This window comes from Kluyvera huaxiensis (assembly GCF_040149365.1).
GTDB classification, from domain to species: domain Bacteria; phylum Pseudomonadota; class Gammaproteobacteria; order Enterobacterales; family Enterobacteriaceae; genus Kluyvera; species Kluyvera intermedia_A.
Genome location: NZ_JBEFLV010000002.1, coordinates 139,634 through 165,305, shown reverse-complemented (window position 1 = coordinate 165,305; position 25,672 = coordinate 139,634). Strand labels below are relative to the sequence as shown.

Annotated in this window: 28 protein-coding genes; 12 read left to right on the top strand and 16 right to left on the bottom strand. The window is 54.1% G+C overall.

Annotated elements, in window-relative coordinates; genetic code table 11:
* Nucleotides 1-63 precede the first annotated feature (63 nt).
* Nucleotides 64-1,053, bottom strand: coding sequence for a cell division protein ZipA (zipA, locus tag ABOC97_RS02915; protein WP_349593878.1), 990 nt, complete (start codon nt 1,051-1,053; stop codon nt 64-66).
* Between the two features lie 230 nt (nt 1,054-1,283).
* Between zipA and cysZ the strand changes: the two genes are divergently transcribed.
* From cysZ to crr, 5 genes are all read left to right on the top strand, one after another.
* Entirely contained in the window at nt 1,284-2,045 is a 762-nt protein-coding gene (gene cysZ, locus ABOC97_RS02910; RefSeq protein ID WP_349593875.1) for a sulfate transporter CysZ, read from the top strand.
* Nucleotides 2,046-2,243: 198 nt separating this feature from the next.
* Nucleotides 2,244-3,215 (top strand): cysteine synthase A, encoded by a 972-nt coding sequence (cysK, locus tag ABOC97_RS02905; protein ID WP_234502327.1) that lies wholly within the window; start codon nt 2,244-2,246, stop codon nt 3,213-3,215.
* Between the two features lie 382 nt (nt 3,216-3,597).
* Nucleotides 3,598-3,855 (top strand): phosphocarrier protein Hpr, encoded by a 258-nt coding sequence (gene ptsH, locus ABOC97_RS02900; RefSeq protein ID WP_002913505.1) that lies wholly within the window; start codon nt 3,598-3,600, stop codon nt 3,853-3,855.
* Between the two features lie 45 nt (nt 3,856-3,900).
* Nucleotides 3,901-5,628 carry a phosphoenolpyruvate-protein phosphotransferase PtsI gene (ptsI, locus tag ABOC97_RS02895; RefSeq protein ID WP_234502328.1) on the top strand — a complete coding sequence of 576 codons (1,728 nt, stop codon included), beginning with the start codon at nt 3,901-3,903 and terminating at the stop codon, nt 5,626-5,628.
* 40 nt (nt 5,629-5,668) lie between these two features.
* Complete coding sequence (crr, locus tag ABOC97_RS02890; RefSeq protein WP_015959941.1) at nt 5,669-6,178, top strand: PTS glucose transporter subunit IIA; 510 nt, start codon at nt 5,669-5,671, stop codon at nt 6,176-6,178.
* 52 nt (nt 6,179-6,230) lie between these two features.
* Here the strand turns inward: crr and ABOC97_RS02885 are convergent, their stop codons facing one another.
* Both ABOC97_RS02885 and pdxK read right to left on the bottom strand, forming a co-directional pair.
* Nucleotides 6,231-6,470 carry a cytoplasmic protein gene (locus tag ABOC97_RS02885; RefSeq protein ID WP_234502329.1) on the bottom strand — a complete coding sequence of 80 codons (240 nt, stop codon included), beginning with the start codon at nt 6,468-6,470 and terminating at the stop codon, nt 6,231-6,233.
* Nucleotides 6,467-7,333 (bottom strand): pyridoxine/pyridoxal/pyridoxamine kinase, encoded by an 867-nt coding sequence (gene pdxK / locus ABOC97_RS02880; RefSeq protein WP_349593859.1) that lies wholly within the window; start codon nt 7,331-7,333, stop codon nt 6,467-6,469. The genes ABOC97_RS02885 and pdxK overlap by 4 nt, the downstream gene beginning before the upstream one ends.
* Nucleotides 7,334-7,417: 84 nt before the next feature.
* Here pdxK and ptsJ point away from each other — a divergent pair, with 84 nt between their 5' ends.
* The 3 genes from ptsJ to ABOC97_RS02865 are packed head-to-tail and all read left to right on the top strand — an operon-like array spanning nt 7,418 to nt 9,860.
* Complete coding sequence (gene ptsJ, locus ABOC97_RS02875) at nt 7,418-8,713, top strand: MocR-like B6 salvage transcription factor PtsJ (protein ID WP_349593856.1); 1,296 nt, start codon at nt 7,418-7,420, stop codon at nt 8,711-8,713.
* A gap of 13 nt (nt 8,714-8,726) precedes the next feature.
* Entirely contained in the window at nt 8,727-9,437 is a 711-nt protein-coding gene (locus ABOC97_RS02870; RefSeq protein WP_349593853.1) for a type 1 glutamine amidotransferase, read from the top strand.
* Between the two features lie 21 nt (nt 9,438-9,458).
* Entirely contained in the window at nt 9,459-9,860 is a 402-nt protein-coding gene (locus ABOC97_RS02865; protein ID WP_416013193.1) for a YybH family protein, read from the top strand.
* On the opposite strand, the gene cysM is transcribed toward ABOC97_RS02865, so the two are convergent.
* The 5 genes from cysM to ABOC97_RS02840 form a co-directional block, all read right to left on the bottom strand.
* Entirely contained in the window at nt 9,857-10,768 is a 912-nt protein-coding gene (gene cysM, locus ABOC97_RS02860) for a cysteine synthase CysM (RefSeq protein WP_349593846.1), read from the bottom strand. The genes ABOC97_RS02865 and cysM overlap by 4 nt on opposite strands.
* Before the next feature lie 67 nt (nt 10,769-10,835).
* Nucleotides 10,836-11,930 (bottom strand): sulfate/thiosulfate ABC transporter ATP-binding protein CysA, encoded by a 1,095-nt coding sequence (gene cysA, locus ABOC97_RS02855; protein WP_234502335.1) that lies wholly within the window; start codon nt 11,928-11,930, stop codon nt 10,836-10,838.
* Nucleotides 11,920-12,795, bottom strand: coding sequence for a sulfate/thiosulfate ABC transporter permease CysW (cysW, locus tag ABOC97_RS02850; protein ID WP_234502336.1), 876 nt, complete (start codon nt 12,793-12,795; stop codon nt 11,920-11,922). Before cysW ends, cysA begins: the two co-directional genes overlap by 11 nt.
* Complete coding sequence (cysT, locus tag ABOC97_RS02845) at nt 12,795-13,628, bottom strand: sulfate/thiosulfate ABC transporter permease CysT (protein ID WP_234502337.1); 834 nt, start codon at nt 13,626-13,628, stop codon at nt 12,795-12,797. The genes cysW and cysT overlap by 1 nt, the downstream gene beginning before the upstream one ends.
* Complete coding sequence (locus ABOC97_RS02840; protein WP_234502338.1) at nt 13,628-14,644, bottom strand: sulfate ABC transporter substrate-binding protein; 1,017 nt, start codon at nt 14,642-14,644, stop codon at nt 13,628-13,630. The genes cysT and ABOC97_RS02840 overlap by 1 nt, the downstream gene beginning before the upstream one ends.
* A 197-nt stretch (nt 14,645-14,841) precedes the next feature.
* On the opposite strand from ABOC97_RS02840, the gene ABOC97_RS02835 reads away from it, so the two are divergent.
* A complete protein-coding gene (locus ABOC97_RS02835) occupies nt 14,842-15,204 on the top strand; it encodes an endonuclease domain-containing protein (RefSeq protein ID WP_349593840.1) in 363 nt (120 codons plus the stop codon).
* Nucleotides 15,205-15,386: 182 nt separating this feature from the next.
* Here ABOC97_RS02835 and ABOC97_RS02830 read toward each other — a convergent pair whose 3' ends face one another.
* From ABOC97_RS02830 to ABOC97_RS02815, 4 genes are all read right to left on the bottom strand, one after another.
* The gene (locus tag ABOC97_RS02830) at nt 15,387-16,286 is read right to left on the bottom strand and encodes a Dyp-type peroxidase (RefSeq protein WP_234502340.1); all 900 of its coding nucleotides are present in this window, start codon (nt 16,284-16,286) and stop codon (nt 15,387-15,389) included.
* Nucleotides 16,287-16,382: 96 nt separating this feature from the next.
* Nucleotides 16,383-16,958 (bottom strand): RpoE-regulated lipoprotein, encoded by a 576-nt coding sequence (locus ABOC97_RS02825; RefSeq protein WP_349593837.1) that lies wholly within the window; start codon nt 16,956-16,958, stop codon nt 16,383-16,385.
* A gap of 61 nt (nt 16,959-17,019) precedes the next feature.
* Nucleotides 17,020-17,469 (bottom strand): DUF2919 domain-containing protein, encoded by a 450-nt coding sequence (locus ABOC97_RS02820; RefSeq protein ID WP_349593834.1) that lies wholly within the window; start codon nt 17,467-17,469, stop codon nt 17,020-17,022.
* Nucleotides 17,456-17,881 (bottom strand): GNAT family acetyltransferase, encoded by a 426-nt coding sequence (locus ABOC97_RS02815; RefSeq protein ID WP_234502343.1) that lies wholly within the window; start codon nt 17,879-17,881, stop codon nt 17,456-17,458. The genes ABOC97_RS02820 and ABOC97_RS02815 overlap by 14 nt, the downstream gene beginning before the upstream one ends.
* 213 nt (nt 17,882-18,094) lie before the next feature.
* Between ABOC97_RS02815 and amiA the strand changes: the two genes are divergently transcribed.
* Nucleotides 18,095-18,964 (top strand): N-acetylmuramoyl-L-alanine amidase AmiA, encoded by an 870-nt coding sequence (gene amiA / locus ABOC97_RS02810; protein ID WP_349593830.1) that lies wholly within the window; start codon nt 18,095-18,097, stop codon nt 18,962-18,964.
* Complete coding sequence (hemF, locus tag ABOC97_RS02805; protein ID WP_349593827.1) at nt 18,964-19,860, top strand: oxygen-dependent coproporphyrinogen oxidase; 897 nt, start codon at nt 18,964-18,966, stop codon at nt 19,858-19,860. The genes amiA and hemF overlap by 1 nt, the downstream gene beginning before the upstream one ends.
* A gap of 58 nt (nt 19,861-19,918) precedes the next feature.
* Here the strand turns inward: hemF and maeB are convergent, their stop codons facing one another.
* Both maeB and ABOC97_RS02795 read right to left on the bottom strand, forming a co-directional pair.
* On the bottom strand, nt 19,919-22,198 hold the full coding sequence (gene maeB, locus ABOC97_RS02800) for an NADP-dependent oxaloacetate-decarboxylating malate dehydrogenase (protein ID WP_349593825.1): 2,280 nt from the start codon (nt 22,196-22,198) through the stop codon (nt 19,919-19,921).
* Between the two features lie 245 nt (nt 22,199-22,443).
* A complete protein-coding gene (locus ABOC97_RS02795; RefSeq protein WP_349593823.1) occupies nt 22,444-23,355 on the bottom strand; it encodes a LysR family transcriptional regulator in 912 nt (303 codons plus the stop codon).
* Nucleotides 23,356-23,581: 226 nt separating this feature from the next.
* Between ABOC97_RS02795 and ABOC97_RS02790 the strand changes: the two genes are divergently transcribed.
* Nucleotides 23,582-23,908 carry an EthD family reductase gene (locus ABOC97_RS02790; RefSeq protein WP_349593821.1) on the top strand — a complete coding sequence of 109 codons (327 nt, stop codon included), beginning with the start codon at nt 23,582-23,584 and terminating at the stop codon, nt 23,906-23,908.
* Here the strand turns inward: ABOC97_RS02790 and ABOC97_RS02785 are convergent.
* Nucleotides 23,905-24,954, bottom strand: a complete 1,050-nt coding sequence (locus ABOC97_RS02785) for a DUF1176 domain-containing protein (protein ID WP_349593819.1) — start codon at nt 24,952-24,954, stop codon at nt 23,905-23,907. The genes ABOC97_RS02790 and ABOC97_RS02785 overlap by 4 nt on opposite strands.
* A 105-nt stretch (nt 24,955-25,059) precedes the next feature.
* Nucleotides 25,060-25,635 (bottom strand): GDP-mannose pyrophosphatase NudK, encoded by a 576-nt coding sequence (gene nudK, locus ABOC97_RS02780; protein WP_349593817.1) that lies wholly within the window; start codon nt 25,633-25,635, stop codon nt 25,060-25,062.
* Nucleotides 25,636-25,672: the final 37 nt, after the last annotated feature.

The window sequence follows — 25,672 nt, the reverse complement described above, 5'->3', positions numbered from 1 at the left end:
CATCAATGATAAAAAACCCCCGACAGGCGGGGGTTCAGGAAAGATTGGAAAAGCGCGGGCCTATCAGGCATTAGCGTCGATAACGTCGCGGATACGATCCTGATACTCACGCATTTTTTGCGGGGTCATCATGCGACGCTGATCGTCCAACACCACACCACCCACTTCGTCGGCAATAAACTGTGCCGACTGGAGCATCAATTTGAAGTTTTGCAGCTCATCGCCGTAGGCAGGCACCTGCATGAAGATGGTCACGCCTGGCGTTTGCATCTCGCTCATATTTTCCGGGTCGAATGTTCCCGGCTTCAACATGTTGGCAAGGCTAAACAGCGCTGGACCACTACCGTCAGGGCTGAGATGGCGATGGAAAATATTCATGTCGCCAAATTTGAACCCTGCCTGTTGAATGCTGTTCAGCAGCACTTCGCCATTAATAGACGAGCCCTGATGCGCGGAGACGTTCATGACGATAACCGTCTCTTTACGCTCTTTCACCGGCGGTGCTGGCTCTGGCGCTGGCGGTTCAACCGGCGCAGGTTGCGGCGCAGTCTGTACCACCGGCGCTTCTACCGACTGAGCAGGCTGTGGAGCTGCGGGCTGCGGAGCCACTGGCGCGTGCTGCACGGGCTGCTGCGGTTCAACCACCGGCGGACGTACCGGCTGCGGAGGCGGAACTGGCGCATGCTGTACCGGCTGATACGGCTGTTGCACAGGCGGCTGCTGTACCGGCTCCTGCGGACGTGCAGGCTGAGGCGCCTGACGCTCGTAAGGCGGCTGGTACTGGTGTTGAGGCGGACGAGGCGCGTCATGCTCCCCAGCAACCCCAGGGGCGTGATTGACCTTGTGGACACGAACTTCACCCACGCCTTCAACATTGTCATCAAAGTCTTCTTCCGGCTCATCGTCGGCATCACGAGACTTCATACGTTTTATTGGACGATCGCGAAACATCGAAGAACGTTCTTTACGGCTCGTCCAGAAACCATGAACCAGTAAAGCGAGTATGGCGATCGCGCCAACAATGATTAATATCAGACGCAAATCCTGCATCATTATATTCTCTGTTGTTCTAACACCTTGCCACCACGGCAAACATTTACTCACTAAGAGTATTTGCCCATCACGTCAAGTGCAAGTGTACTTGAGACATTCACTGCATAAAGATGGACTAAATCGTGCTTTTTGCTGGTTTTTCGAACATTTCCTAACTGGTCATTGTCCAACAACCCGATAATATATAGTCGTCTTTTTAATGCAGTCAGACAAAGGAGCACCACCTGACCATGGTTTCATCGTCCACCCCTGCCGCACGCAGCGGCGTCTACTATTTCTCTCAGGGCTGGAAATTGATCGGCTTGCCGGGCATCCGCCGTTTCGTCATTTTACCGCTGTTAGTCAACATTGTCCTGATGGGTGGCGCCTTCTGGTGGCTGTTCAGTAAGCTCGGAAGCTGGATCCCCTCATTGATGAGCCGCATCCCCGACTGGTTACAGTGGCTGAGCTACCTGCTGTGGCCGGTTATCGTTCTTTCCATCTTACTGGTCTTCGGTTATTTCTTTTCTACTATCGCCAACTGGATTGCCGCACCGTTCAACGGACTGTTGGCCGAACAGCTTGAAGCGCGTTTAACCGGCGCGACGCCGCCCGATACCGGCGTTGTTGGCATCATGAAAGATCTGCCGCGCATCATGAAGCGCGAATGGCAAAAACTTGCCTGGTATCTGCCGCGCGCCGTCGTTTTACTGCTGCTGTACTTTATTCCCGGTATTGGTCAGACGGTTGCGCCGGTGCTGTGGTTCCTGTTCAGCGCCTGGATGCTGGCGATTCAGTACTGTGACTATCCGTTCGATAACCATAAGGTGTCGTTCAAAACCATGCGTGAAGCGCTGCGCACTCGTAAAGTCACCAATATGCAGTTTGGCGCACTCGCCAGCCTGTTCACGCTGATCCCGGTACTCAACCTGGTGATTATTCCCGTCGCTATCTGCGGCGCGACCGCCATGTGGGTTGACTGCTATCGCGATAAACACGCGATGTGGAAGTAATCTGACTACGAGATAACCAGCGCAACACCAGCATACATGCCCCATTCTAAATGGATGGGGCTTATGCCTTGCCTTATTCCATCCCGCTTACCATTATTTCCCTTCAGTATATAGATATGCGAAATCCTTACTTCCGCAGAATCTTTAAGCAGGTATGCTGGTCCAGTACCCCAAATTTCATACAGTTAAGGACAGGCCATGAGTAAGATTTTTGAAGATAACTCCCTGACTATCGGTCATACGCCGCTGGTACGACTGAACCGCATCGGTAACGGGCGCATCCTGGCGAAGGTTGAATCACGTAACCCAAGCTTCAGCGTCAAATGCCGTATCGGTGCCAATATGATTTGGGATGCCGAAAAACGTGGCGTACTGAAAGCAGGCGTTGAACTGGTTGAGCCAACCAGCGGTAACACCGGTATCGCCCTGGCCTACGTTGCCGCCGCTCGCGGTTACAAACTGACGCTGACCATGCCGGAAACCATGAGCATCGAACGCCGCAAGTTGCTGAAAGCACTGGGCGCGAACCTGGTTCTGACCGAAGGCGCGAAAGGCATGAAAGGTGCCATTCAGAAAGCGGAAGAGATTGTCGCCAGCAATCCAGAAAAATTCCTGTTGCTGCAGCAGTTCAGCAACCCGGCTAACCCGGAAATTCACGAAAAAACTACCGGTCCAGAAATCTGGGAAGATACCGACGGTCAGGTTGACGTATTTATTGCCGGCGTGGGCACCGGCGGTACATTGACCGGCGTCACCCGCTATATTAAAGGCACAAAAGGCAAAACGGATCTGATTTCCGTCGCCGTTGAGCCAACCGACTCACCGGTTATCGCCCAGGCGCTGGCAGGTGAAGAAATCAAACCAGGCCCGCATAAGATCCAGGGGATCGGTGCTGGTTTCATTCCAGGCAACCTCGATCTGAAGCTGATTGATAAAGTTGTCGCCATCACCAACGAAGAAGCCATCTCCACGGCGCGTCGCCTGATGGAAGAAGAAGGTATTCTGGCCGGTATCTCTTCCGGTGCGGCGGTTGCTGCAGCGCTGAAATTGCAGGAAGATGAAACCTTTACCAATAAGAATATTGTGGTTATCCTACCGTCCTCGGGTGAGCGCTATTTGAGCACGGCATTGTTCGCAGATCTCTTCACAGAGAAAGAACTGCAACAGTAATGCCAGTACGTTAAAATCGTGTAAAAAAGCACCCTTTCGGGTGCTTTTTTGTGGCGCACATCAAACTTTTACCCCCCCTGGCATTGATTCACCCCCGCAGGTCTGGTATTTAACCATCATATTTATTTTGAGCCGCGAAATTATTCGACGCAGGTTTTCATTTGCTGAATCGATTTTATGATTTGGTTCAAATCCTGCTTTCACGGCATAATGTTTAATGATAAGCGAAACGTCAAAGGCCAGAAGCGTCTGCGTCGGAAGTTTGTCTCCGATGGTAGTGCTGATTAGTGGGCGTCGCTTGATTGAGTAATACAGGCTAAAGTGTGGCCACCAGGCTAGACTTTAGTTCCACAACACTAAACCTATAAGTTGGGGAAATATAATGTTCCAGCAAGAAGTTACCATTACCGCTCCGAACGGTCTGCATACCCGCCCTGCTGCTCAGTTTGTTAAAGAAGCTAAAGGCTTCACTTCAGAGATCACTGTGACTTCCAACGGCAAAAGCGCTAGCGCGAAAAGCCTGTTCAAACTGCAAACTCTGGGCCTGACTCAGGGTACCGTTGTCACCCTGTCCGCTGAAGGTGAAGACGAGCAGAAAGCAGTTGAACATCTGGTTAAACTGATGGCTGAACTCGAGTAAGTTCAACGAGTTCTTTTAAATATCAGTCACAAGTAAGGTAGGGTTATGATTTCAGGCATTTTAGCATCCCCGGGTATCGCTTTTGGCAACGCATTGCTGCTGAAAGAAGATGAGATTGTCATCGACCGGAAGAAAATTTCTGCCGATAACGTTGAGCAGGAAGTTGAGCGTTTTCTTAGCGGCCGTTCTAAAGCGTCCGCACAGCTGGAAGCTATCAAGACCAAAGCTGGCGAAACTTTCGGTGAAGAAAAAGAAGCCATCTTCGAAGGGCATATCATGCTGCTGGAAGATGAGGAGCTGGAGCAGGAAATCATAGCCCTGATTAAAGATAAGCACATGACGGCTGACGCAGCTGCGCATGAAATTATCGAAGGTCAGGCGACTGCCCTGGAAGAACTGGATGATGAATACCTGAAAGAACGTGCGGCCGACGTGCGTGATATCGGTAAGCGCCTGCTGCGCAACATCCTGGGTCTGGCAATCATCGACCTTAGCGCTATTCAGGATGAAGTTATCCTGGTTGCCGCTGACCTGACGCCGTCTGAGACTGCACAGCTGAACCTGAAGAAGGTGCTGGGCTTTATCACTGACGTTGGTGGCCGTACCTCCCACACCTCTATTATGGCGCGCTCCCTTGAGCTGCCAGCAATCGTGGGCACCGGTAGCGTCACCTCTCAGGTGAAAAATGGCGACTATCTGATTCTGGATGCGGTAAACAATCTGGTTTACGTCAATCCAACTAACGAACAAATCGAAGAGCTGCGTGCTGTACAAGAGCAGGTTGCTTCCGAGAAAGCCGAACTGGCGAAACTGAAAGATCTGCCGGCTATCACCCTTGATGGTCACCAGGTTGAAGTTTGCGCGAACATCGGTACCGTACGTGATATCGACGGTGCTGAGCGTAACGGTGCGGAAGGCGTTGGCTTGTACCGTACTGAATTCCTGTTCATGGACCGTGATGCGCTGCCAACTGAAGAAGAACAGTTTGCTGCGTATAAAGCCGTTGCTGAAGCCTGTGGCTCGCAAGCGGTTATCGTCCGTACCATGGACATCGGTGGTGATAAAGAGCTGCCGTACATGAACTTCCCGAAAGAAGACAACCCGTTCCTGGGCTGGCGCGCCGTGCGTATCGCAATGGATCGTAAAGAGATCCTGCGTGATCAGGTTCGCGCTATTCTGCGTGCATCCGCCTTCGGTAAACTGCGCATCATGTTCCCGATGATCATCTCCGTTGAAGAAGTGCGTGCACTGAAGAAAGAGATTGAGATCTACAAACAGGAACTGCGTGACGAAGGTAAAGCCTTTGACGAAACCATTGAGATTGGCGTGATGGTGGAAACACCAGCTGCGGCAACTATTGCACGTCACCTGGCCAAAGAAGTTGATTTCTTTAGTATCGGTACCAATGATTTAACGCAGTATACTCTGGCAGTTGACCGTGGTAATGATATGATCTCGCATCTTTACCAACCAATGTCACCATCCGTTCTGACGCTGATTAAGCAGGTTATTGATGCTTCTCATGCTGAAGGCAAATGGACTGGCATGTGTGGTGAGCTTGCAGGCGACGAACGTGCTACACTTCTGTTGCTGGGGATGGGTCTGGACGAATTCTCTATGAGTTCCATTTCTATCCCGCGCATTAAGAAGATTATCCGTAACACGAACTTCGAAGATGCGAAGGTATTAGCAGAGCAAGCTCTTGCTCAACCGACAACGGACGAGTTAATGGCGCTGGTTAACAAGTTCATTGAAGAAAAAACAATCTGCTAATCCACGAGATGCGGCCCAAATTACTGCTTAGGAGAAGATCATGGGTTTGTTCGATAAACTGAAATCTCTGGTTTCTGATGACAAAAAAGACACAGGAACAATTGAGATTATTGCACCGCTCTCTGGCGAGATCGTCAACATCGAAGACGTGCCGGATGTAGTGTTTGCTGAGAAAATCGTTGGTGATGGCATTGCTATCAAACCGACTGGCAACAAAATGGTTGCGCCGGTTGACGGCACCATCGGTAAAATTTTTGAAACCAACCACGCTTTCTCTATCGAATCCGATAGCGGCATCGAGCTGTTCGTTCACTTCGGTATCGATACCGTTGAACTGAAAGGCGAAGGTTTTAAACGTATCGCGGAAGAAGGCCAGCGCGTTAAAGTTGGCGACACCGTAATCGAGTTCGATCTGGCTCTGCTGGAAGAGAAAGCCAAGTCTACCCTGACTCCGGTTGTTATCTCCAACATGGATGAGATCAAAGAACTGATCAAGCTGTCCGGCAGCGTAACCGTGGGTGAAACCCCGGTTATCCGCATCAAGAAGTAATTCTTGCTGCAAAGAAAGATGGCGCCAATTGGCGCCATTTTTTTTGGCTGACTTATAGCGCCGAAGTTACTGGGCGAAAACACGGCTCACGCATCAGGATTTTCATCCCCTCCGGGCCGCTTTCCAGCATTCTCCGTTCGCTATCGGATACCTGCAGCTCACACTGATAGCCGCCGGTGACACCAAAAATGGCCCGCGCCACGCAGGCATCTTCCAGCGCATCCTGACCGCTGGTATCAAAATGGCCAACCAGACGCCCGTTGTGACGGACAACCAGACGATAACTCTTCATCGCACCTCCCCTGCCGGTGGCAGTATTAACTCATCGCAGCCGCACTTCTGCGTCCAGCTCATGACTTCAAGGACGCGTTCTGCCGCATCACGCGCGGCGTCTGCCAGCGTTTTTTTCTGCACAATTCCGCTAATTAACTCGGCGCAGAACAGATCGCCAGTACCTTTAAGATCGGTTTCCAGACGGGGATGCTCAATCACATCTACCGAATCAGAAGTCACGACAGCCACCGTAATATTGTCTGCATTACGGGCCGGCGCGCTGGTGATAATCACCCATTTCAACGTTTCGGTGAGCAGCGATTGCGCCGCCGTAACCGCTTCATCCAACGTCCGGCAAGGTTTACCGCTCAACATCTCCAGCTCAAAGACGTTAGGCGTCAGCCCCTGCGCGAGCGGCAGCAGATGGGTACGATAGGCCTGCGGAATTTCGGCCTGTACGTAAATACCGCTATCCACATCACCAATCACCGGATCGACCAGAATCGGGATCTGCGGGTGCGACAGCTGGACCGTTTTAAGCCATTCGGCGAGTAGAGCAATCTGCTCCGCACTCCCCATATAACCCGTGGTGACCGCTTTCAGCTCGCGCAACGCGTCGCGTTCATTGAGCGCCCGCAGATAACCACCAAACCACTCGCCGGGAATAATGCCGCCATAATAGGTCTCATAGTGCGGCGTATTGCTAAACAACACCGTGGGCACTGCTGTCACCCGCAGGCCGTGCGCCTTAATCGCCGGGACGGCAATACTATTGCCGACGCTGCCGTAAACCACCAGCGACTGCACGGCAACGATATCCGTTTGCTGCGCCCGGTGCTTGTCGTTAAAGAGCACCGACTGTATTTCACTCTCCTGCCCCATCACCTTCTCCTCTGACTCTGGACAGCGGGCTCGCGCCTCACTATTATCGTCATATGCTAAAATTCATTTTGTCATAGGTCAATAATGATCGACGGAAAAAGCGCCAACGAAATCTTTGACAGTATTCGTCAGCATATCACCAGCGGTAAATTGGCCAGGGGTGAAACGCTGCCGCCGGTCCGTGAACTGGCGGCGCAACTTGACGTCAACCGTAATACCGTGGCTTCGGCCTACAAACGGCTGGTCACCTCCGGGCTGGCGCTGAGCCTTGGGCGTAACGGTACGGTGGTCAAAGAGACGCTGCAGCCGGTCGCGCTGGAAGGAGGCTGTCCGCACACGCCGCTGACCGATCTCTCCAGCGGCAACCCAGCACCTGACAGACTGCCGGACCTCAATCGCTATTTGTCGCATATTAGCCGCACGCCGCGTCTGTACGGCGATGCGCCGGTCACTCCTCAGCTTCAGCGCTGGGCTAATGCGTGGATGCAAGAAGCGATGCCAGCGCCAGGTGAAATCGACTTGAGCAGCGGCGCCATCGACGCCATTGAGCGTCTTCTGTGCGCTCACCTGTTGCCAGGCGACAGCGTGGCGGTGGAAGACCCCTGCTTCTTAAGCAGTATCAGCATGCTGCGCTACAGTGGGTTTACCGCCAGCCCGGTCGGTATGGATAGCGAGGGAATGTTGCCGGAAATGCTGGAGCTCGCGCTCAGCAAAGGCGCGCGCGCGGTTATCCTGACGCCACGCGCCCATAATCCGACTGGGTACAGTCTGAGCAAGGCCCGTGCCGCCGCATTACAGAAAATCCTCAGTCGCTACCCGCAGGTTCTGGTGATCATCGATGACCACTTTGCCCTGCTATCATCCGCCACCTGGTATCCGGTGATATCAGCCCAGACGCTGCATTGGGCGGTAGTGCGTTCAATGTCCAAAACGTTGGGCCCAGACCTGCGGCTGGCGTTTGTTGCCAGCGATACGTCGACGTCAGCAAAACTGCGCCTGCGTCTTAACTCAGGCAGTCAGTGGGTGAGCCATTTACTGCAGGATTTGGCCTATGCCTGCTTAACCGACGACGATTATCAGCACACACTTGCGCAAACCCGGCAGTTCTACGCCAGCCAGCAGCACAGCCTCACCCAGGCATTGCGCACGCAAGGCATCGACAACGTCATCCCCGGCGATGGCCTGAACCTTTGGCTTCCGCTGGCAACAGCCAGTCAGGCCACCGCATTCGCCCTCGCTAAATCCGGCTGGTTGGTGCGCGAAGGCGAAGCATTCGGCGTTAACGCGGCGGCACATGGTTTACGCATCACGCTTGCAACGCTCGACGATAGCGACATTACCCGGTTGGCCGCTGATATTCAGCGGGCGCTTAAGCCATAACAGGAGAACCTGCGTGCGAGTCCATTTTGTTATTCATGAATCATTCGAGTCAGCGGGAACTTACCAGCCGTGGGCGCAAGCACGTGGCCACCAGGTCACCTGGAGCCGCGTCTACGATAGTGAGCCAGTTCCCGCTAACGCCGACGGCTTTGATATGCTGGTGGTCTTTGGCGGCCCACAATCGCCGCACACAACCCTTGCCGAGTGCCCCTACTTCGACTCAAAAGCGGAGCAACGGCTGATTAACCAGGCGATTGACGCAGGCCGTATTGTGGTCGGTATTTGTCTCGGTTCGCAGCTGATTGGTGAAGCGCTGGGCGCGGAAGTATGTCAAAGCCCGAACAAGGAGATTGGCCACTACCCGATAACGCTGACGGAAGCCGGCACACAGCATCCGCTGCTCAGCGATTTTGGTTCATCGTTAACCGTTGGCCACTGGCATAACGATATGCCGGGACTGACCGCCGAAACGGTAATCCTTGCAAAGAGCGCAGGTTGCCCGCGCCAGATTGTGCAATTCAGCGACAAAGTATTCGGTTTTCAGTGCCATATGGAATTCACCGCAGAGGCGGTGGAAGGGCTTATCCAGCACTCTGAACAAGAACTGGCGGAGGCGAAAGGCAAACCGTTTATTCGTTCTGTCGAAGAAATGCGCGGCCATGACTACCGCGAAATGAACCAAAAACTGTGGTCGTTTCTCGATAAACTGACCGAATCCCGCTAACCCACAGCGTCAGGAGTGCAGATGTCAGAATCATCGTTAAAAGCCGTTATCGAAGCCTGCGACCGCGCCATCTCGCAGGAAGATTACGCCACGCTAATGGAGTACTACGCCGAAGACGCCACCCTGGTGGTAAAACCGGGGATGGTTGTCAGCGGCAAAGAGAATATCCGCAAAGCCTTTATCGCCATCGCCGACTTCTTTCAGCATCGGTTAGTGGTGACTCAGGGGCGAATGGAGATTATTGAAGGCGGCGATAACGCGCTGGTGATTATGGAAACCCATCTGGACATTCCGCTGGCCGAAGGCGGCACTACGCAGGTCACGCGCCGCGCGACCTATGTGTTTCGCCAACAATCCGGGCGCTGGCTGTGTACCGTAGATAACTCCTACGGCACCGACCTGCTGGATAGCCCGGAAGTTTAAATCCCCGCGCCCTGGCTGAAATGTTCTTCGCCAAAAACGCCGGTTGAGAGGTAGCGATCGCCGCGATCGCAAATGATCGCTACCACTACTGATCCTGGATTTTGCTCGGCAATCCGTCGTGCCCCGGCCACGGCTCCGCCGGAACTCACGCCGCAAAAAATACCTTCCCGAACGGCCAGCGCACGCATGGTGTTTTCCGCATCGTTCTGGTGAATATCCAGCACCTGATCAACCAGTTGAGCATTAAAAATCCCCGGCATATATTCCGCCGGCCAGCGGCGAATACCGGGAATGCTGCTGCCCTCTTCCGGCTGTAGGCCAACGATAGTGACCGCTTTTTCCTGCTCACGCAGAAAACGCGATACGCCGGTAATCGTGCCGGTGGTACCCATGCTGGACACAAAATGAGTAATACGACCGCCCGTTTGCTGCCAGATTTCCGGGCCGGTGGTGGTGTAATGCGCGTACGGATTGTCCGGGTTGTTGAATTGATCCAGCAGCGTACCTTCGCCGCGCTGAGCCATCTCCAGCGCTAAATCACGCGCCCCTTCCATACCCTGTTCTTTACTCACCAGAATCAGGTCGGCACCGTAAGCACGCATCGCGGCGCGACGCTCCTGGCTCATATTATCCGGCATCAGCAATTTCATCCGATAACCTTTAAGCGCGGCAATCATCGCCAGCGCGATACCGGTGTTGCCGCTGGTTGCCTCGATAAGCACGTCGCCCGGCTTAATCTCACCGCGCTTTTCAGCTTCGACAATCATCGACAGCGCAGCGCGGTCTTTCACCGACCCCGCCGGGTTATTGCCTTCGAGTTTGACCCAGATTTCGCTGCCGTTGTTTGGCCCCAGACGTTGTAATTTCACCAGCGGCGTATTGCCGATGGTTTGTTCTAATGTGTTCACGTTTTTTGCTCGAAAAAAAGCCGGGTAGCGCAATGCTTACCCGGCGATAAACATAAGAATTAAGCTATCAGGCTGTTTCGGCCAGAGCAAGCGTCTCATGGGATTCGATACGCTCATTGCCGTGGTACAGGCGCGCGTTTTGCAAGCCAACAAACAGGCGATCGCCGCGCAGCGGCGTATCGTCGCCGCGCATCACCACCGTCAATGGGTCTTTGTACCACCCGAGGGGCTGCACAACTAATTGGGTGTAGTGGCCTTTCGGGCTCGCTTCTAAAACCTGTACCGGCAGCGGAGAATCGAGGCTAGTACGGCGGCTAACGTCCACTTCCCACGGACGCAGGAACAGATCCACTGGCCCCTGATAAGACGGCGTATAGCCCAGCGGCCAGCGGTGCGCGCCAACGTGGAACTGCCCGCCGCGAATGGTGCCCTGCAGGCGGTTAACTTCGCCCATGAACTCCAGTACAAAGCGCGTTGCGGGTTCACGCCACACCTGCTCTGGTTCATCGGCCTGTTCGATATGCCCTTGGCTCATCACCACCACGCGGTTGGCCACTTCCATCGCCTCTTCCTGATCGTGGGTCACGAAGACGCTGGTGAATTTCAGCTCTTCATGCAGCTGGCGCAGCCAACGTCTGAGCTCTTTACGCACCTGTGCATCCAGCGCGCCGAAGGGTTCATCGAGCAGCAGGATCTGCGGCTCTACCGCCAACGCACGGGCTAACGCCACGCGCTGTTTCTGTCCACCAGAAAGTTGCGCCGGATAGCGCTCGGCCAGATGGGCCAGCTGCACCATCTCCAGCAGTTTGGTGACTTTAGCTTTAATGGTCGCCGCGTTTGGACGCTCGCGACGCGGTAGCACGGTCAGACCAAAGGCGATGTTGTCGAATACCGTCATATGACGGAACAGCGCATAGTGCTGGAACACGAAGCCAACCTTACGGTCACGCGCATGCAGACGACTGACATCAGTGCCCTGGAAACGAATACTTCCGCTGGTCTGGTGCTCCAGCCCGGCGATAATTCGCAGCAGCGTAGTTTTGCCTGAGCCGGACGGCCCGAGCAGCGCCACCATCTGGCCGGAAGGGATATCCAGAGAGATATCATTCAGCACCTGGGTGCGACCAAAAGACTTCTTAATATTGGCAATCTCAATGCTCATGATTTCCCTCCTGTTGCGCGCGTTTTTCCTGATTATGCAAACGCCACTGCAACGCACTCTTTAAAAATAAGGTCAGAATCGCCATCAACGTCAGCAACGCCGCCGCGGTAAAGGAGCCGACGGTGTTGTAATCCTGTTCCAGCAGTTCAATCTGTAATGGTAACGATAAGGTCTCGCCGCGAATCGAGCCGGAAACCACCGAAACCGCACCAAACTCACCAATCGCACGGGCGTTGGTCAGTACCACGCCGTACAGCAGCGCCCAGCGAATGTTCGGCAGGGTTACGCGTTTAAACATCTGCCAACCGGATGCACCGAGCAAAATAGCCGCTTCATCTTCCTGACTGCCCTGACTTAGCATCACCGGCACCAGCTCGCGGACCACAAACGGACAGGTGACGAAGATAGTGACCAGCACCATACCCGGCCAGGCAAACATAATTTGCAGGTTATTGGCTTCCAGCCAGCCGCCCAGCGGGCCGTTAGAGCCGTAAAACAGCAGATAAACCAGGCCCGCGACCACCGGAGAAACGGCAAACGGGATATCCAGCAGCGTTAATAGCAGCTGGCGACCCGGGAAGTTAAAGCGCGTCACCAGCCAGGCCAGCAGCACGCCGAACACCAGGTTCACCGGCACCGTAATCAGCGCAATCATCACCGTCAGCCAGATGGCGTGCAGCATGTCCGGGTCGGCCAGGTTTTGCAGTACCGGCATCAGCCCTTTGCTGAACGCCTGGACGAAGATATAAATCATCGGCACCAGCAGGATAAAGGCCGAAACCAACATCCCGGTACCAATCAGAAACCATTTTCCCCAGTTAAAACGGGGTGCGTCATAACGCTTCAATTGAGTCACTTCCGCCATTAATGACCTACCACACGCCGACCAAAGCGACTTTGCAAGGTATTGATAGAGAACAGCAGCAGCAGAGATGCCGCGAGGATCACCGACGCAATTGCGCTCGCCGCCGGATAATCAAACTCCTGCAACCGGACAAAAATCATCAGCGAAGTCACTTCCGTTTTCCACGCAATGTTACCGGCGATGAAGATAACCGCGCCAAATTCACCGAGGCTGCGGGTAAACGACAGCGCCACTCCGGCCAACAGCGCCGGAGAAAGCTCAGGCAGGACCACTTTGCGGAAGCTCTGCAAGCGGGTCGCGCCCAGCGTTTCCGCCGCTTCTTCATACTCCGGGCCTAACTCTTCCAGCACCGGCTGTACGGTACGCACAACGAATGGAATACTGGTGAATGCCATTGCAACGGCAATGCCAAGCCAGGTGTAAGTCACTTTAATATCAAACTTCGCCAGCCACTCGCCGTAAAAACCGTTCACCGAGAACAGCGACGCTAGCGTCAGGCCAGCAACCGCCGTCGGCAGCGCAAATGGCAAATCCATCAGCGCATCCAGCAACGTACGGCCGGGGAAACGATAGCGGGTTAAAATCCACGCCATCAGCAGGCCGAAAACGCCATTAAAAATAGAAGCTACAAACGCCGACAGCAGCGTCACCTTATAGGCAGCAACCACCTGCGGGTTGGTAACGACTTCCCAATACTGCGACCAGCTCATTTCAGATAACTGCATCACCAATGCGCTAAGCGGCAATAGCAGAATCAAGCAAACAAACAGCAGACTGGTGCCGAGGCTCAGGGTAAAGCCCGGCAGCACGCGTCTGGAAGAAACTGCAAACATTACTTACGCCCCGCCGCTAACAGCTTGTCTAACTCGCCACCGCTGGCGAAATGGGTTTTCATCACTTCAGGCCAGGAACCGAACTTATCTTCCACGCGGAACAGATCGGTCTGCGGGAATTTATCCTTCAGCTTGTCCATCACCTGCGGGTTGTTCACGCGGTAGTAGTAATCGGTAATGATGGTCTGCGCCTGCGGGCTGTAGAGATAGTTCAGATAGGCTTTCGCCGCTTTCTCGGTGCCGTTGGCTTTAACATTTTTATCGACCCACGCAACCGGGAATTCTGCCAGGATGTTGGTTTTTGGGATAACCACTTCAAAACCCTGAGCTTCATACTGCTTGCGGATGTTATTCACTTCCGATTCAAAGCTAATCAGCACATCACCCAGACCGCGTTCGGCAAAAGTGGTTGTCGCACCGCGACCGCCAGTGTCGAAGACTTCAACATTTTTCAGGAACTGGGTCATAAACTGCTGAGTTTTCGCCTTATCGCCGCCGTCGGCTTTATCCGCCGCGCCCCATGCAGCCAGATAGGTATAACGTGCGTTACCCGAGGTTTTCGGGTTAGGGAAAATCAGCTTCACGTCCGGACGCACCAGGTCGCTCCAGTCGTGGATATTTTGCGGGTTGCCCTTACGCACCAGGAATCCCATGGTGGAGTAGAACGGCGAGCTGTTATTTGGCAAACGTGACTGCCAGTCAGCCGGAATCAGGTTGCCTTTGTCGTGCAGGATCTGCACGTCAGTCACCTGGTTATAAGTTACAACGTCTGCTTTTAAGCCCTGCAAAATCGCCAGCGCCTGTTTGGATGAACCGGCATGAGACTGTTTAATCGTCAGCTTATCGCCGCCGTTGTCTTTCGCCCATTGCTGCTCAAACGACGGATTCAGGGCGGCAAACAGCTCGCGGGAAACGTCATAAGAGCTATTGAGCAGCTCAGTCGCCTGCGCTTGTGCAACCAGCAGCATTGAAGCCGCGAGCGTCAGATATCCTTTTTTCAGTAAGTTCATCGCCATTGCGCACCCTATAGTGTGAGGACTTTCTAAGCCTCAGTGTATTTATAACGGGTACTAAAGGAGTAACGGTTTTATATACCGTTTGGTGATTTGGAAGTTGAAAAGAGAATAAGGAGATTAATGCCGTTTTCTGAAGCCTGATTCCATGACGATAACGCGCTTCAGACAACCGGCACTATCGATGTCAGAGTGCCGCAATGGAAAGCAAATATGATTTCGTCCGGCAGCTAAGACGCCAGCTCACGCCACAGGAGCGCCGGCTATGGTACTTACTTCGTGACCGCCGATTCGCGCATTTTAAATTTCGCCGCCAGCATCCGATCGGACCTTATATTCTGGATTTTGCCTGCTGTCACGCTCATCTGGCAATCGAGCTGGATGGTGGGCAGCATGATGAAAGGGCTGGATATGATGCCCGAAGAACGGCGTGGCTGAGGTTACAGGGGTGGCGAGTGTTGAGATTCTGGAATAATGAGTTAATGGAGAATGAGGAGGCGGTATTGGTGAGGATTCTTGAGGCGCTTGTGTCGTCTGCACCCTCACCCCGGCCCTCTCCCTGAAAGGGAGAGGGGGAGTAGCTGGCCTCACCGTTAGTTCGGCCATGCCAGACCATCGCCACTCAATCCCAAGAGAACGAGCGACTAATGGTTAATCTCATCTTCAGTTTCAATACAACAAAGCGCAGCGAACGATCCCCTCTCCCCTATGGGGAGAGGGTTAGGGTGAGGGGGAAAGCTCAGCCTTACAGCGCCACCAGCTTATCCAGCGAAGGCGCGAAGTAGTACCCGCCGGTCACTGGTTTGGTAAAGCGCAGCATTGCGTCACGTTTACCGTCGGTATCGCCAAACATGCTCAGCAGTTGCTGTTCAATATTGTGCAGACGCGCGCAGTAGGCGCAGAAATACAGGCCGTGGGTGCCGCTTGCGGTACCGTATGGCAGGCTCTGGCGAACAATCTTCAGCCCTTTGCCGTCTTCTTTCAGGTCAACGCGGGTCAGGTGCGAGGTTTCCGGACGATCGTCGCCGTCGATCTCTTCGTTGGCTTCTTTCGTACGGCCAATCATCATCTCCTGATCCGGTACGCTCATGCGGTTCAGCTGCTTAAGATTGTGCTCCCAGCGCTGGACGAAAACATAGCTGCCGCCCGCATCCACGCCGTCTTTGATCACCGCCACTTCACGACGCGTCTCTTCACCCGCCGGGTTCTCGGTACCGTCAACGAAGCCGCTCAGATCGCGTTCTTCAACCCAACGGAAACCGTGGACTTCTTCCTTCACATCCAGCGCATCGCCAAAGGCGGCCAGCGCAGCCTGAGCCACGGAGAAGTTAACATCATGACGCAAAGAGAGAATGTGGATCAGCACATCAAACTGCGTGGATGGCGCCAGTCCTTTGCCATACGGAGGAAAATCTTTCAGCTCTTGCGCGCCAACGCCGCCGCTCAGCTCACGCCAGGTATTGTGGCCAAACGCAACAACCGCACCTAAATGGGCGTCCGGGAATTTATCCTGAAACGCCGCCAGCTTTTCGGCAAAAATTTTGCTGCCGGCACGCAGGGCGTTGACGTCCCCTTTTACATTGGCTTCAATCCAAATCGCCGCGCGGCAATGTTCCGGCAAAATGCCGCTCTGAACCTGAGACATCGCTCCTCCTGAAATAAAATGCCACGACATCGTGGCATATAAAAACCTCACATATTGTACCCGCTTTTCAGCAAGCCGGGGCAACTGCGGTCAAATTTAGCGTCGCCAGATGATTTTCGACAGCGTCCAGTTTTTCAGGGTGTCGTCCGGCGGCATCAGGCCCTGCGGCCCCTGCCAGTTACCGGAGAACTGATAGCTAATGTGGGTGCTGTCTTTGGCCTTACACTCCACGACGTTACTTTCGTCGGCGGTGGCCGCCTGGCAGTTACCAAACGCTTTTTCGTAGACATCGCTAAATTTCGTGCCCACTTTTACGCCACCGGCCGCAGTCACGTCATTATCCAGCACATCAATACGGCTCACCGTGCCGCCATCACCATTGATGACCATGGCCAGCTTGTCGCCGCGCAGTGCTTCAAAATAGTGAACCACGCCGCCGCTCTGCGCCTTCATGCCGCTGCGCAGGCGATAGTCGCTGCCCAACGCATCGCCAATGGCCTGTTCATTCAGCGCCGTTGAGCCCGTCAGACCACCCACACCCTGCTCGCTCACGGCTGCAGAAGAGCCAAACCAGTTCCACGGATAGGCCGCAGACCAGTTCACCGCAGAAAGCGTAGAACAGCCGGTCAGGGCCAGCGGGAGGGCGCACAACAGTAAACGCAGCGATTTCATTGATACTTCCTATTTATTTAAGTCAGGCCTATTGGAGTCCAGGAAACCCAATTAGTGCCGTTTAATCTGCCACTTCATTGAAACAGGCGCGGAGTCGTGAATTAGTCAGCAGCCACCACAGCGCAAAAACATCCAGTAAAAACAGACTTAAACCGATACCAGAAAGCGGTTCTCCGCTGAGCCAAAGCCAGGGCTGCCAGCACAGCAAAATTACCTGTGCGACGACAAGCATCGGCCGCAGCCAGCGCCAGACGCGGGGATAGACGTGACGCCGTCCGCTGAGTAAGAAAGCTAAAACCGCCGGAACGCCGGGCAGCAGCCCTATCCAGAAAAGGCTATGGTCGGGATAAAACAGGTTCAGCAGCACGTCACCCTGATCGCGTGACGCGCCAGCCATCAAAAACAACACCCATGTCCGTGCCTGTAACAGTAACAGGCACCAAAACAGAAAAGGGAGACGTAAACGACCTTGTGAGTCGAAATCAGCGGCGGAGAAATCAGTACTCTTCATCTTCAATCAGACGCTTACCCAAACTTTGCGCATCGGCATGTTCATAGCCCAGGCGCTCATACATCCCCAGCACAACGTCGTTCTCTTCCCGCACCATTATCTGGATTTTCGGGCAGCCTCGGGCGATGAGTTTTTTCTCCAGGCGATTAAGCAGCGCATTGGCGATGCCGCGTCCACGATATTCCGGGTGCACGCCAAGGTAATAGGCCGACCCGCGATGGCCATCGTAGCCACCCATAATCGTGCCAACCACTTCGCCGTTGACTTCAGCCACCAAAAACAGGCTCACGTCGTGATTGACCTTACGTTCAATATCCATTTCCGGATCGTTCCATGGGCGCAGTAGATCGCATCGCTCCCACAGAGTGATGACCTCTTCAAAATCTGTCTGGCGAAAAACGCGTATCTCCATGGTATTGACCACCTTTTCAGGTTTAAAAACAGTGATTATGGCGTGAACGGTCAATTAAGCCAATATCTGACGCAGCATGGTGAAAAAAATGGCATAATAACGTGCAGACACGTATTGAAATGAAAAGTAAAACAATTCTCATCACGAACAGTCGTAACGGAAAACGCGATACGATATAACACATGGATTCTTGTTTTTACAACTCAGGCCGGAATGAGCACTTTTAAACCATTAAAAACACTGACTTCGCGCCGGCAGGTGCTAAAAGCCGGGCTGGCTGCGTTAACCTTGTCCGGTATTGCCACTCAGGCAGCAGCGAAGAACGAGCCATTAAAAACCAGCAGCAGTCACAGTAAACCGGCGAAGAAATCTTCCAGCCGACGTCTGGTGATGCTCGATCCCGGCCATGGCGGTATTGATACCGGTGCGATTGGCCACGGTGGCTCTAAAGAAAAACACGTGGTGCTGGCGATTGCCAAAAACGTGCGGGCGATTTTGCAAAAAAACGGTATCGACGCCAAACTGACGCGTACCGGCGACACCTTTATTCCGCTGTACGACCGGGTTGAAATCGCCCATAAACACGGCGCTGACCTGTTCATGTCGATTCACGCCGACGGCTTTACCAACCCTTCCGCTGCGGGCGCCTCCGTTTTCGCGCTCTCCAACCGTGGGGCCAGTAGCGCCATGGCAAAGTACCTGTCGGATAAAGAAAACGCCGTGGATGAATTGGCAGGTAAAAAGGCCAAAGATAAAGATCACCTGTTGCAGCAGGTGCTGTTCGATCTGGTACAAACCGATACGATCAAAAACAGCCTGACTCTGGGTTCACACGTACTGAAAAATATTAAGCCGGTGCATAAACTGCACAGTAAAGGCACGGAACAAGCGGCGTTTGTGGTACTGAAGTCACCGTCTATTCCGTCAGTGCTGGTGGAAACCTCGTTTATTACCAACCCGGCCGAGGAGCGCTTGCTAGGCACCGCTGCGTTTCGGCAGAAAATTGCCAACGCTATCGCTTCCGGCATCATCAGCTATTTCCACTGGTTTGATAACCAGAAAGCCCACGCCAGGAAACGTTAATGTCCATCGATGTTCAACAAATCAAAGCGTTTCTGCTTAAGCTGCAGGACGATATCTGTCAGCAGCTTGCGCAGGTCGACGGCGGCGTCTTCATTGAAGACAACTGGCAGCGTGAAGCGGGCGGCGGGCGTAGCCGCGTACTGCGCGACGGTGCGGTGTTTGAACAGGCGGGAGTCAACTTCTCCCACGTGCATGGCGATGCTATGCCAGCCTCTGCTACCGCGCATCGTCCAGAGCTTGCCGGGCGCAGCTTTGAAGCGATGGGCGTCTCGTTGGTCGTTCATCCGCGCAACCCGTACGTCCCGACCAGCCACGCTAACGTGCGCTTTTTCATCGCCGAAAAACCGGGCGCAGAGCCGGTGTGGTGGTTTGGCGGCGGCTTCGACTTAACCCCCTACTACGGTTTTGACGAAGATGCGATTCACTGGCACACCACCGCGCGCGACCTGTGTCAGCCCTTCGGAAATGACGTTTACCCGCGCTACAAAAAGTGGTGCGATGACTATTTCCATCTCAAGCATCGCAACGAGCAGCGCGGAATTGGCGGTCTGTTCTTTGACGATCTCAACACGCCGGACTTCGCCCAATGTTTTAGCTTCATGCAGGCCGTTGGACAAGGGTTTACCGACGCTTATCTGCCTATCGTCAACCGTCGCAAGACGATGGCATACGGCGAGCGCGAGCGTGAGTTCCAGCTCTATCGCCGCGGGCGCTACGTCGAGTTCAATCTGGTGTGGGATCGCGGGACGCTGTTCGGTCTACAGACAGGCGGACGCACGGAGTCGATCTTAATGTCGATGCCACCGCTGGTGCGCTGGGAGTATAACTACCAGCCAGAAGACGGTAGTCCGGAAGCGGCGCTGGATGAGTTTATCAAAGTCAAACAGTGGGTCTAAGCGGAGCCGCTCACCGCGACCTAAGAAGAAAGCCCCGGATTTCCGGGGCTTTTTGTTTTTACAGCGGTTGGGTCTGCGCTTCAACCACCGCCAGCGCCACCATATTGACGATACGGCGAACGGAGGCAATTGGCGTCAACACGTGTACCGGTTTCGCTACGCCCATCAGCACCGGCCCGACGGTAACACCTTCAGAACTGGAGACACGCAGCAGGTTGTAGCTGATACGCGCCGCTTCCATATTCGGCATCACCAGGATATTCGCGGAACCTTTCAGCGGGCTATCCGGCATACGGTCGTTACGGATGCTTTCCACCAGCGCAGCATCACCGTGCATTTCACCGTCAATCATCAGCTCAGGCGCACGTGCTTTCACCAGCTCTAACGCATCGCGCATTTTGCTGGCCGACGGGCAATCAGAAGAACCGAAGTTAGAGTGCGACAGCAGCGCTACGCGCGGCTCAATACCGAACCGACGAACGGTTTCCGCCGCCATCAGTGAGATTTCAGCAATCTCTTCTGGCGTAGGGTCGTTGTTAACGTAGGTATCAGCGATAAAGGTGTTCCCGCTTGGCAGCAGCAGCGCATTCATCGCCCCGGCGGTGTGGACACCGTCGCGGTAGCCAAACAGCGGCTTAATCACGTTAAAGTGTTCGTGGTAGTCGCCGATGGTGCCGCAAATCATCCCGTCCGCTTCGCCACGCTGAACCATGATGGCGCCGATAGCGGTGGTGTTGCTGATCATCTCACGCTGCGCCTGCTCTGGCGTAATACCGCGGCGTTTCATCAGACTGTAGTATTCCTGCCAGTACTCTTTAAAGCGCGGGTCAGACTCATTGTTGACGATTTCGAAGTCGACGCCCGGTTTAATCTGCAGGCCCAGCTTCTGGATACGCATCTCGATAACGCCTGGACGACCAATCAGAATCGGTTTTGCCAGCCCCAGCGTCACCAGCTCCTGCGTTGCGTGCAGCACGCGGTTATCTTCACCTTCTGCCAGCACGATGCGCTTCGGCTCTTTACGTGCCTGCGAGAAAATCGGCTTCATGAACAGGTTAGTTTTGTAGACAAATTCGCTCAATTTTTCGATATAGGCATCAAAATCGGCAATCGGACGAGTCGCCACGCCGGAGTCCATCGCCGCTTTCGCCACCGCCGGGGCGATCTTGACGATCAGGCGTGGATCGAACGGTTTTGGAATGATGTATTCCGCGCCAAAGCTCAGATCCTGGTCGCCATAGGCCGACGCCACCACTTCGCTTTGTTCGGCGTGCGCCAGCTCGGCGATTGCGTGTACCGCCGCCAGCTTCATCTCTTCGTTGATAGCCGTTGCGCCAACGTCCAGCGCACCGCGGAAGATAAACGGGAAGCACAGAACGTTGTTCACCTGGTTTGGATAGTCTGAACGACCGGTACAGATGATGGCGTCCGGACGCACTTCTTTCGCCAGCGGCGGCAGAATTTCCGGCTCAGGGTTAGCCAGTGCGAGGATCATCGGCGCACGCGCCATTTTCTTAACCATCTCCTGGGTCAGTACTTTCGGACCGGAGCAGCCAAGGAAAATGTCGGCGTTAGCAATCACATCGTCCAGCGTCCGTTTTCCATCATCCTTCACCGCGTAAGCGGCTTTGGTTTCGGCCATATTTGGCTCACGGCCTTCGTAGATAACGCCTTTAGAGTCGCAGACCACAATGTTGTGTTTCTGCATGCCCAGCGCCACCAGCAGATTCATACAGGCAATAGCGGCCGCGCCAGCGCCAGAAACGACCATACGGATATCGGAGATATTTTTTTCCACCACGCGCAGGCCGTTTATGATAGCCGCGGTGCTGATAATCGCCGTACCGTGCTGATCGTCGTGGAACACCGGAATGTTCATGCGTGCACGCAGCTTCTGCTCAATGTAGAAGCATTCCGGGGCTTTAATATCTTCGAGGTTAATGCCGCCAAACGTGGGTTCCAGCGCCGCAACGACATCAATAAATTTGTCGGGGTCCAGTTCGTCCACTTCGATATCAAAAACGTCGATACCCGCGAATTTCTTGAACAACACGCCCTTGCCTTCCATAACCGGTTTACCGGCCAGCGCGCCGATATTACCTAAACCGAGTACGGCGGTACCGTTAGACACCACCGCAACCAGGTTGCCACGCGCCGTATATTTATATGCCGCCAGCGGATCTTTTTCGATTTCCAGGCACGGTGCAGCAACGCCCGGCGAGTAGGCCAGCGCCAGATCGCGCTGAGTCGCTAATGGCTTGGTTGGCACAACCTGAATTTTTCCTGGGATTGGGAATTCATGAAAATCGAGGGCACTTTGTTTTAATTGGTCGTCCATTTAGGGTTCCTTTCACGTATCGAACTAAAAGGGTGAAGCGCAATTACGTTCCTGATGCACTCCCGAAGGAAGCGCCTAGTATCGCCTTTGACCGCCCGGTAAACTTTGAAGGCCGCCATACTCTTGCGAACACGCCATGCTTTGTTATTGATTTATTATCTATATGTTATCAATTATCAGTAGCAAGATCATGATTTCCAAATATGCTTTTTCGTTATGCCCGCCATAACCAAACTACCACCCCGTTAGTCCAGCAGACCTTCCCGTGCCGCACGAACCAGTTCATCCACGGCATAGCGTATTTTCGGCAGCGGCTGGCGGTTCTTCGGCCATATGGCGCTGATTGGCATTTCCCCACCGGCATATTCTGCAAGCACTTCGACTAACTCGCCGCGCTGCAAATGTTCTGCCACCAACCAGCGCGGCAGCTGCGATAGGCCGCATCCGGCCAGCGTCGCGGCAAGCATGGCGTCACCGTCGGCAAACTCATGGGTTGCAGGCGGAGTCACCCGGACGGTCTGCCCATTTTGCTCTTTGAACAGCCACGAAATGGGCTGGTTACGACGAAAACCCACAACGCAATGATGGTCTGACAGCTCATCCGGTTTTTGAGGCTCTCCGTGGCGTTGCAGATAGGCGGGAATCGCGCAGAGCACCAGCTTTTGCGTCGTCAAACGGCGGGCAACTAAGCCGCTGCTATCCGCCAGTTCCCCAATACGCACCACCAGGTCAATGCCCTCTTCAATGAGATCAACAAAACGTTCGCTAAACGTTACCGTGAGCGACAGCGCCGGGTACTGGCGAGCAATGGCTAATAGAATGGGCAGGACACGCTGTCGGCCAAATGCCGACGGCAGATCGACACGCAGACGCCCCGCCGGTTGCACGACGTGAGAAGTCAGCTCCGCTTCGGCCTGTTCAAGGATATCAATAGCCTGCTGGCAGCGAGCCAAAAACATCTCGCCATCGGGAGTAAGGCTTAACCGCCGCGTTGAACGGTGGAACAGCTTGAGCCCCAGCCGAGCCTCAAGGCGACCGACGCTTTTCCCTACCGCGGATTTGGTCAGCCCCAGCCGCTCGGCCGCGGCGGTAAAACTCCCCAACTGGGCCGTTGTGGCGAAGGCAGTGATCCCGCCAAGATTATCTGTTGTACGCATCAGTAAAGCCCCCTGAATAAGGAATCACTATGCTGTACCTCACTGGAGAATCTATGTCTACAAAGATGCGAACAAAACCCTATTTATCGCCTTAAATAAATCAATCATAGTATGCCTCGTGATGACTAACGCTCATCATGTGGCAAAGCGGGCCCGTTAAGCCATCATCTTTAATCGTTAAATTAATCATGATGTTAATACATCTCTATCAACTGTGGAGTAAGTGATGACGACGGCAAACGGTTTTAAACATGTCGGCCTGCTGACTAAAAAAGAGGGGCAGAGTTTCGAGGAATTTGTTGCTCATTGGCAGGAGGTACATAGCAAAATCGCCCTTGAGCTGCCTGGGCTGCGGGGGTATGTATTGAACCCTATCGACCGTCGGGTCTATGCTGATTCGCCGATCGACGGTTTCTCAGAGCTGTGGTTTGATTCACTTGATGACGCCATAGCGGCCTTTGACTCCCCGGTTGGCCAGCAAGCATTCGACGATGTGCCGAATTTTGCCGCCCACGTCGCCGTAACCTACATTACGGAAATCAGGAAACGTTAACCGGAAACCCACTGGGTCGCCCAGGCATCCGCCCCCTGCCAGTTATCGCACTGCGGCTGCGCGGCATAGCGCACCAGACGAAAACGCTGGCCATCATATCGCCAGCGCGTCTGGACGCCGCAATCGCCCAGCCCACGTCCTTTTTCCAGCGTCACGAGCTCGCGACTTTTTTCGTTGAAAGTCAGGTTAACCAGTTCGATATCGCGTCCTTCACTACCGGTAGGTAAAAAAGGCAGCCGTAGTCGTATCGGCGTGGTGACAAACGGTTTTTTACGCGATACCAGCCAGGCGCGGTAAATGGTGTTGTAGGCTCCGGCCTCGCAGCTGGTCATCATCAGGGCTTTGTCATCGGTTAGCGCCGTTATCCATACCTCACGACGTACGGGGTCCAGCGAGCATTGGTTATTGTTCATCCGCCAGGTCCCAAAATCGAGCAGATCGTTGTACTCGTCATGGCCCAGCGGCGTGGGTTCGGGATTAACCTTCACCACTGACTTTAACGCCGGGGCGGGCGGCACGCTCAGCGGCGGTTGGCTGCCTTTACGGATCCACGCGGTTTCATTGCCAACGCGCTTTTGCTGGGCATCGATAAACAACAGCGCCGCCTTCAACCCTTGAAGCGACATAACCTGCACGCCTTTCACCAGCGTGATGGCGCTGGCATCCTGAATTTGCTGCAAAAAGGCATCAATAGTGGCGCTATCGCCGGTGGTCAACAGCTTCGGCTGAATTTTCCAGTGTTCACCATCCAGCTTTAGCGGTTTGTCGTCCAACAGCAGGCGCGGTTCAATGGCTGGCACCGCCGCCACCGGGTTGACCAGACCGCCCAATTCAATGCGTAGCTGGGCGTCAGTGTGCGCCCCCGCGCTACGGCTCAGGGTCATCACCAAACCGTGATGAAGGCCAACGTTACGAGCCACGCAGAAATTCTGGTTATTGCAGGTGACTAACCAGTCGGAAAAGAGCTGCTGTGCCGGGGCCGCCCACGTCAACGACGTCGGGAGTAACCCGATGCAGAAGAATAAAAGGAAAACGCGGTAACGCATGGACGGTACTACCCCAGAAGAAAAAAGCATCAACTTACTGAGGGTATCTTCACCACCGAGGCGACAATGCTCAATCGGATTTGTCGGATTGAGCATTGTACTGAGTTACGCCATAAGCCCAGAATGCTGAAGATATTGAAGTAAAATCACGGTCTTACCATCGCAAATTTCACCGCGACGAATCATCTCCAGCGCCTGGCTAAACGGCAGTTCCAGCACGTCAATCGCCTCATCTTCGACCCCGCCTCCGGCATTTTCACGCAGGCTATCGTCATATTCGGCGATAAAGAAGTGTACGATTTCCGTCACTCCGCCCGGCGACATGTACAGCTGAAAGACTTTGCGCACGTTTTTCACCTGGTAGCCGGTCTCTTCAATCGCCTCTTTGCGGATGCAATCTTCCGGCTCGTCGTCGTCCAGTAGCCCGGCGCAGGTTTCAATCAGCATCCCATCAGCATTCCCGTTCACCCAGGTCGCAATGCGGAACTGGCGCACCAGCACTACGCTCTGTTTTTGGCTGTTGTAGAGCAGGACAGTAGCGCCATTACCCCGGTCGTAGACTTCACGTTTGTGCTGCACGACCTGCCCGTCTCGTTGGGTTAAATCGTAGGTAATATTGCGCAGGACGAAGTAGTTTTCAGAGAGAATTTTATTTTTGATAACGTTGATGTTAAGGGACATTCTGGCTCCACGGCGGTAACACGGATGAACCATATTA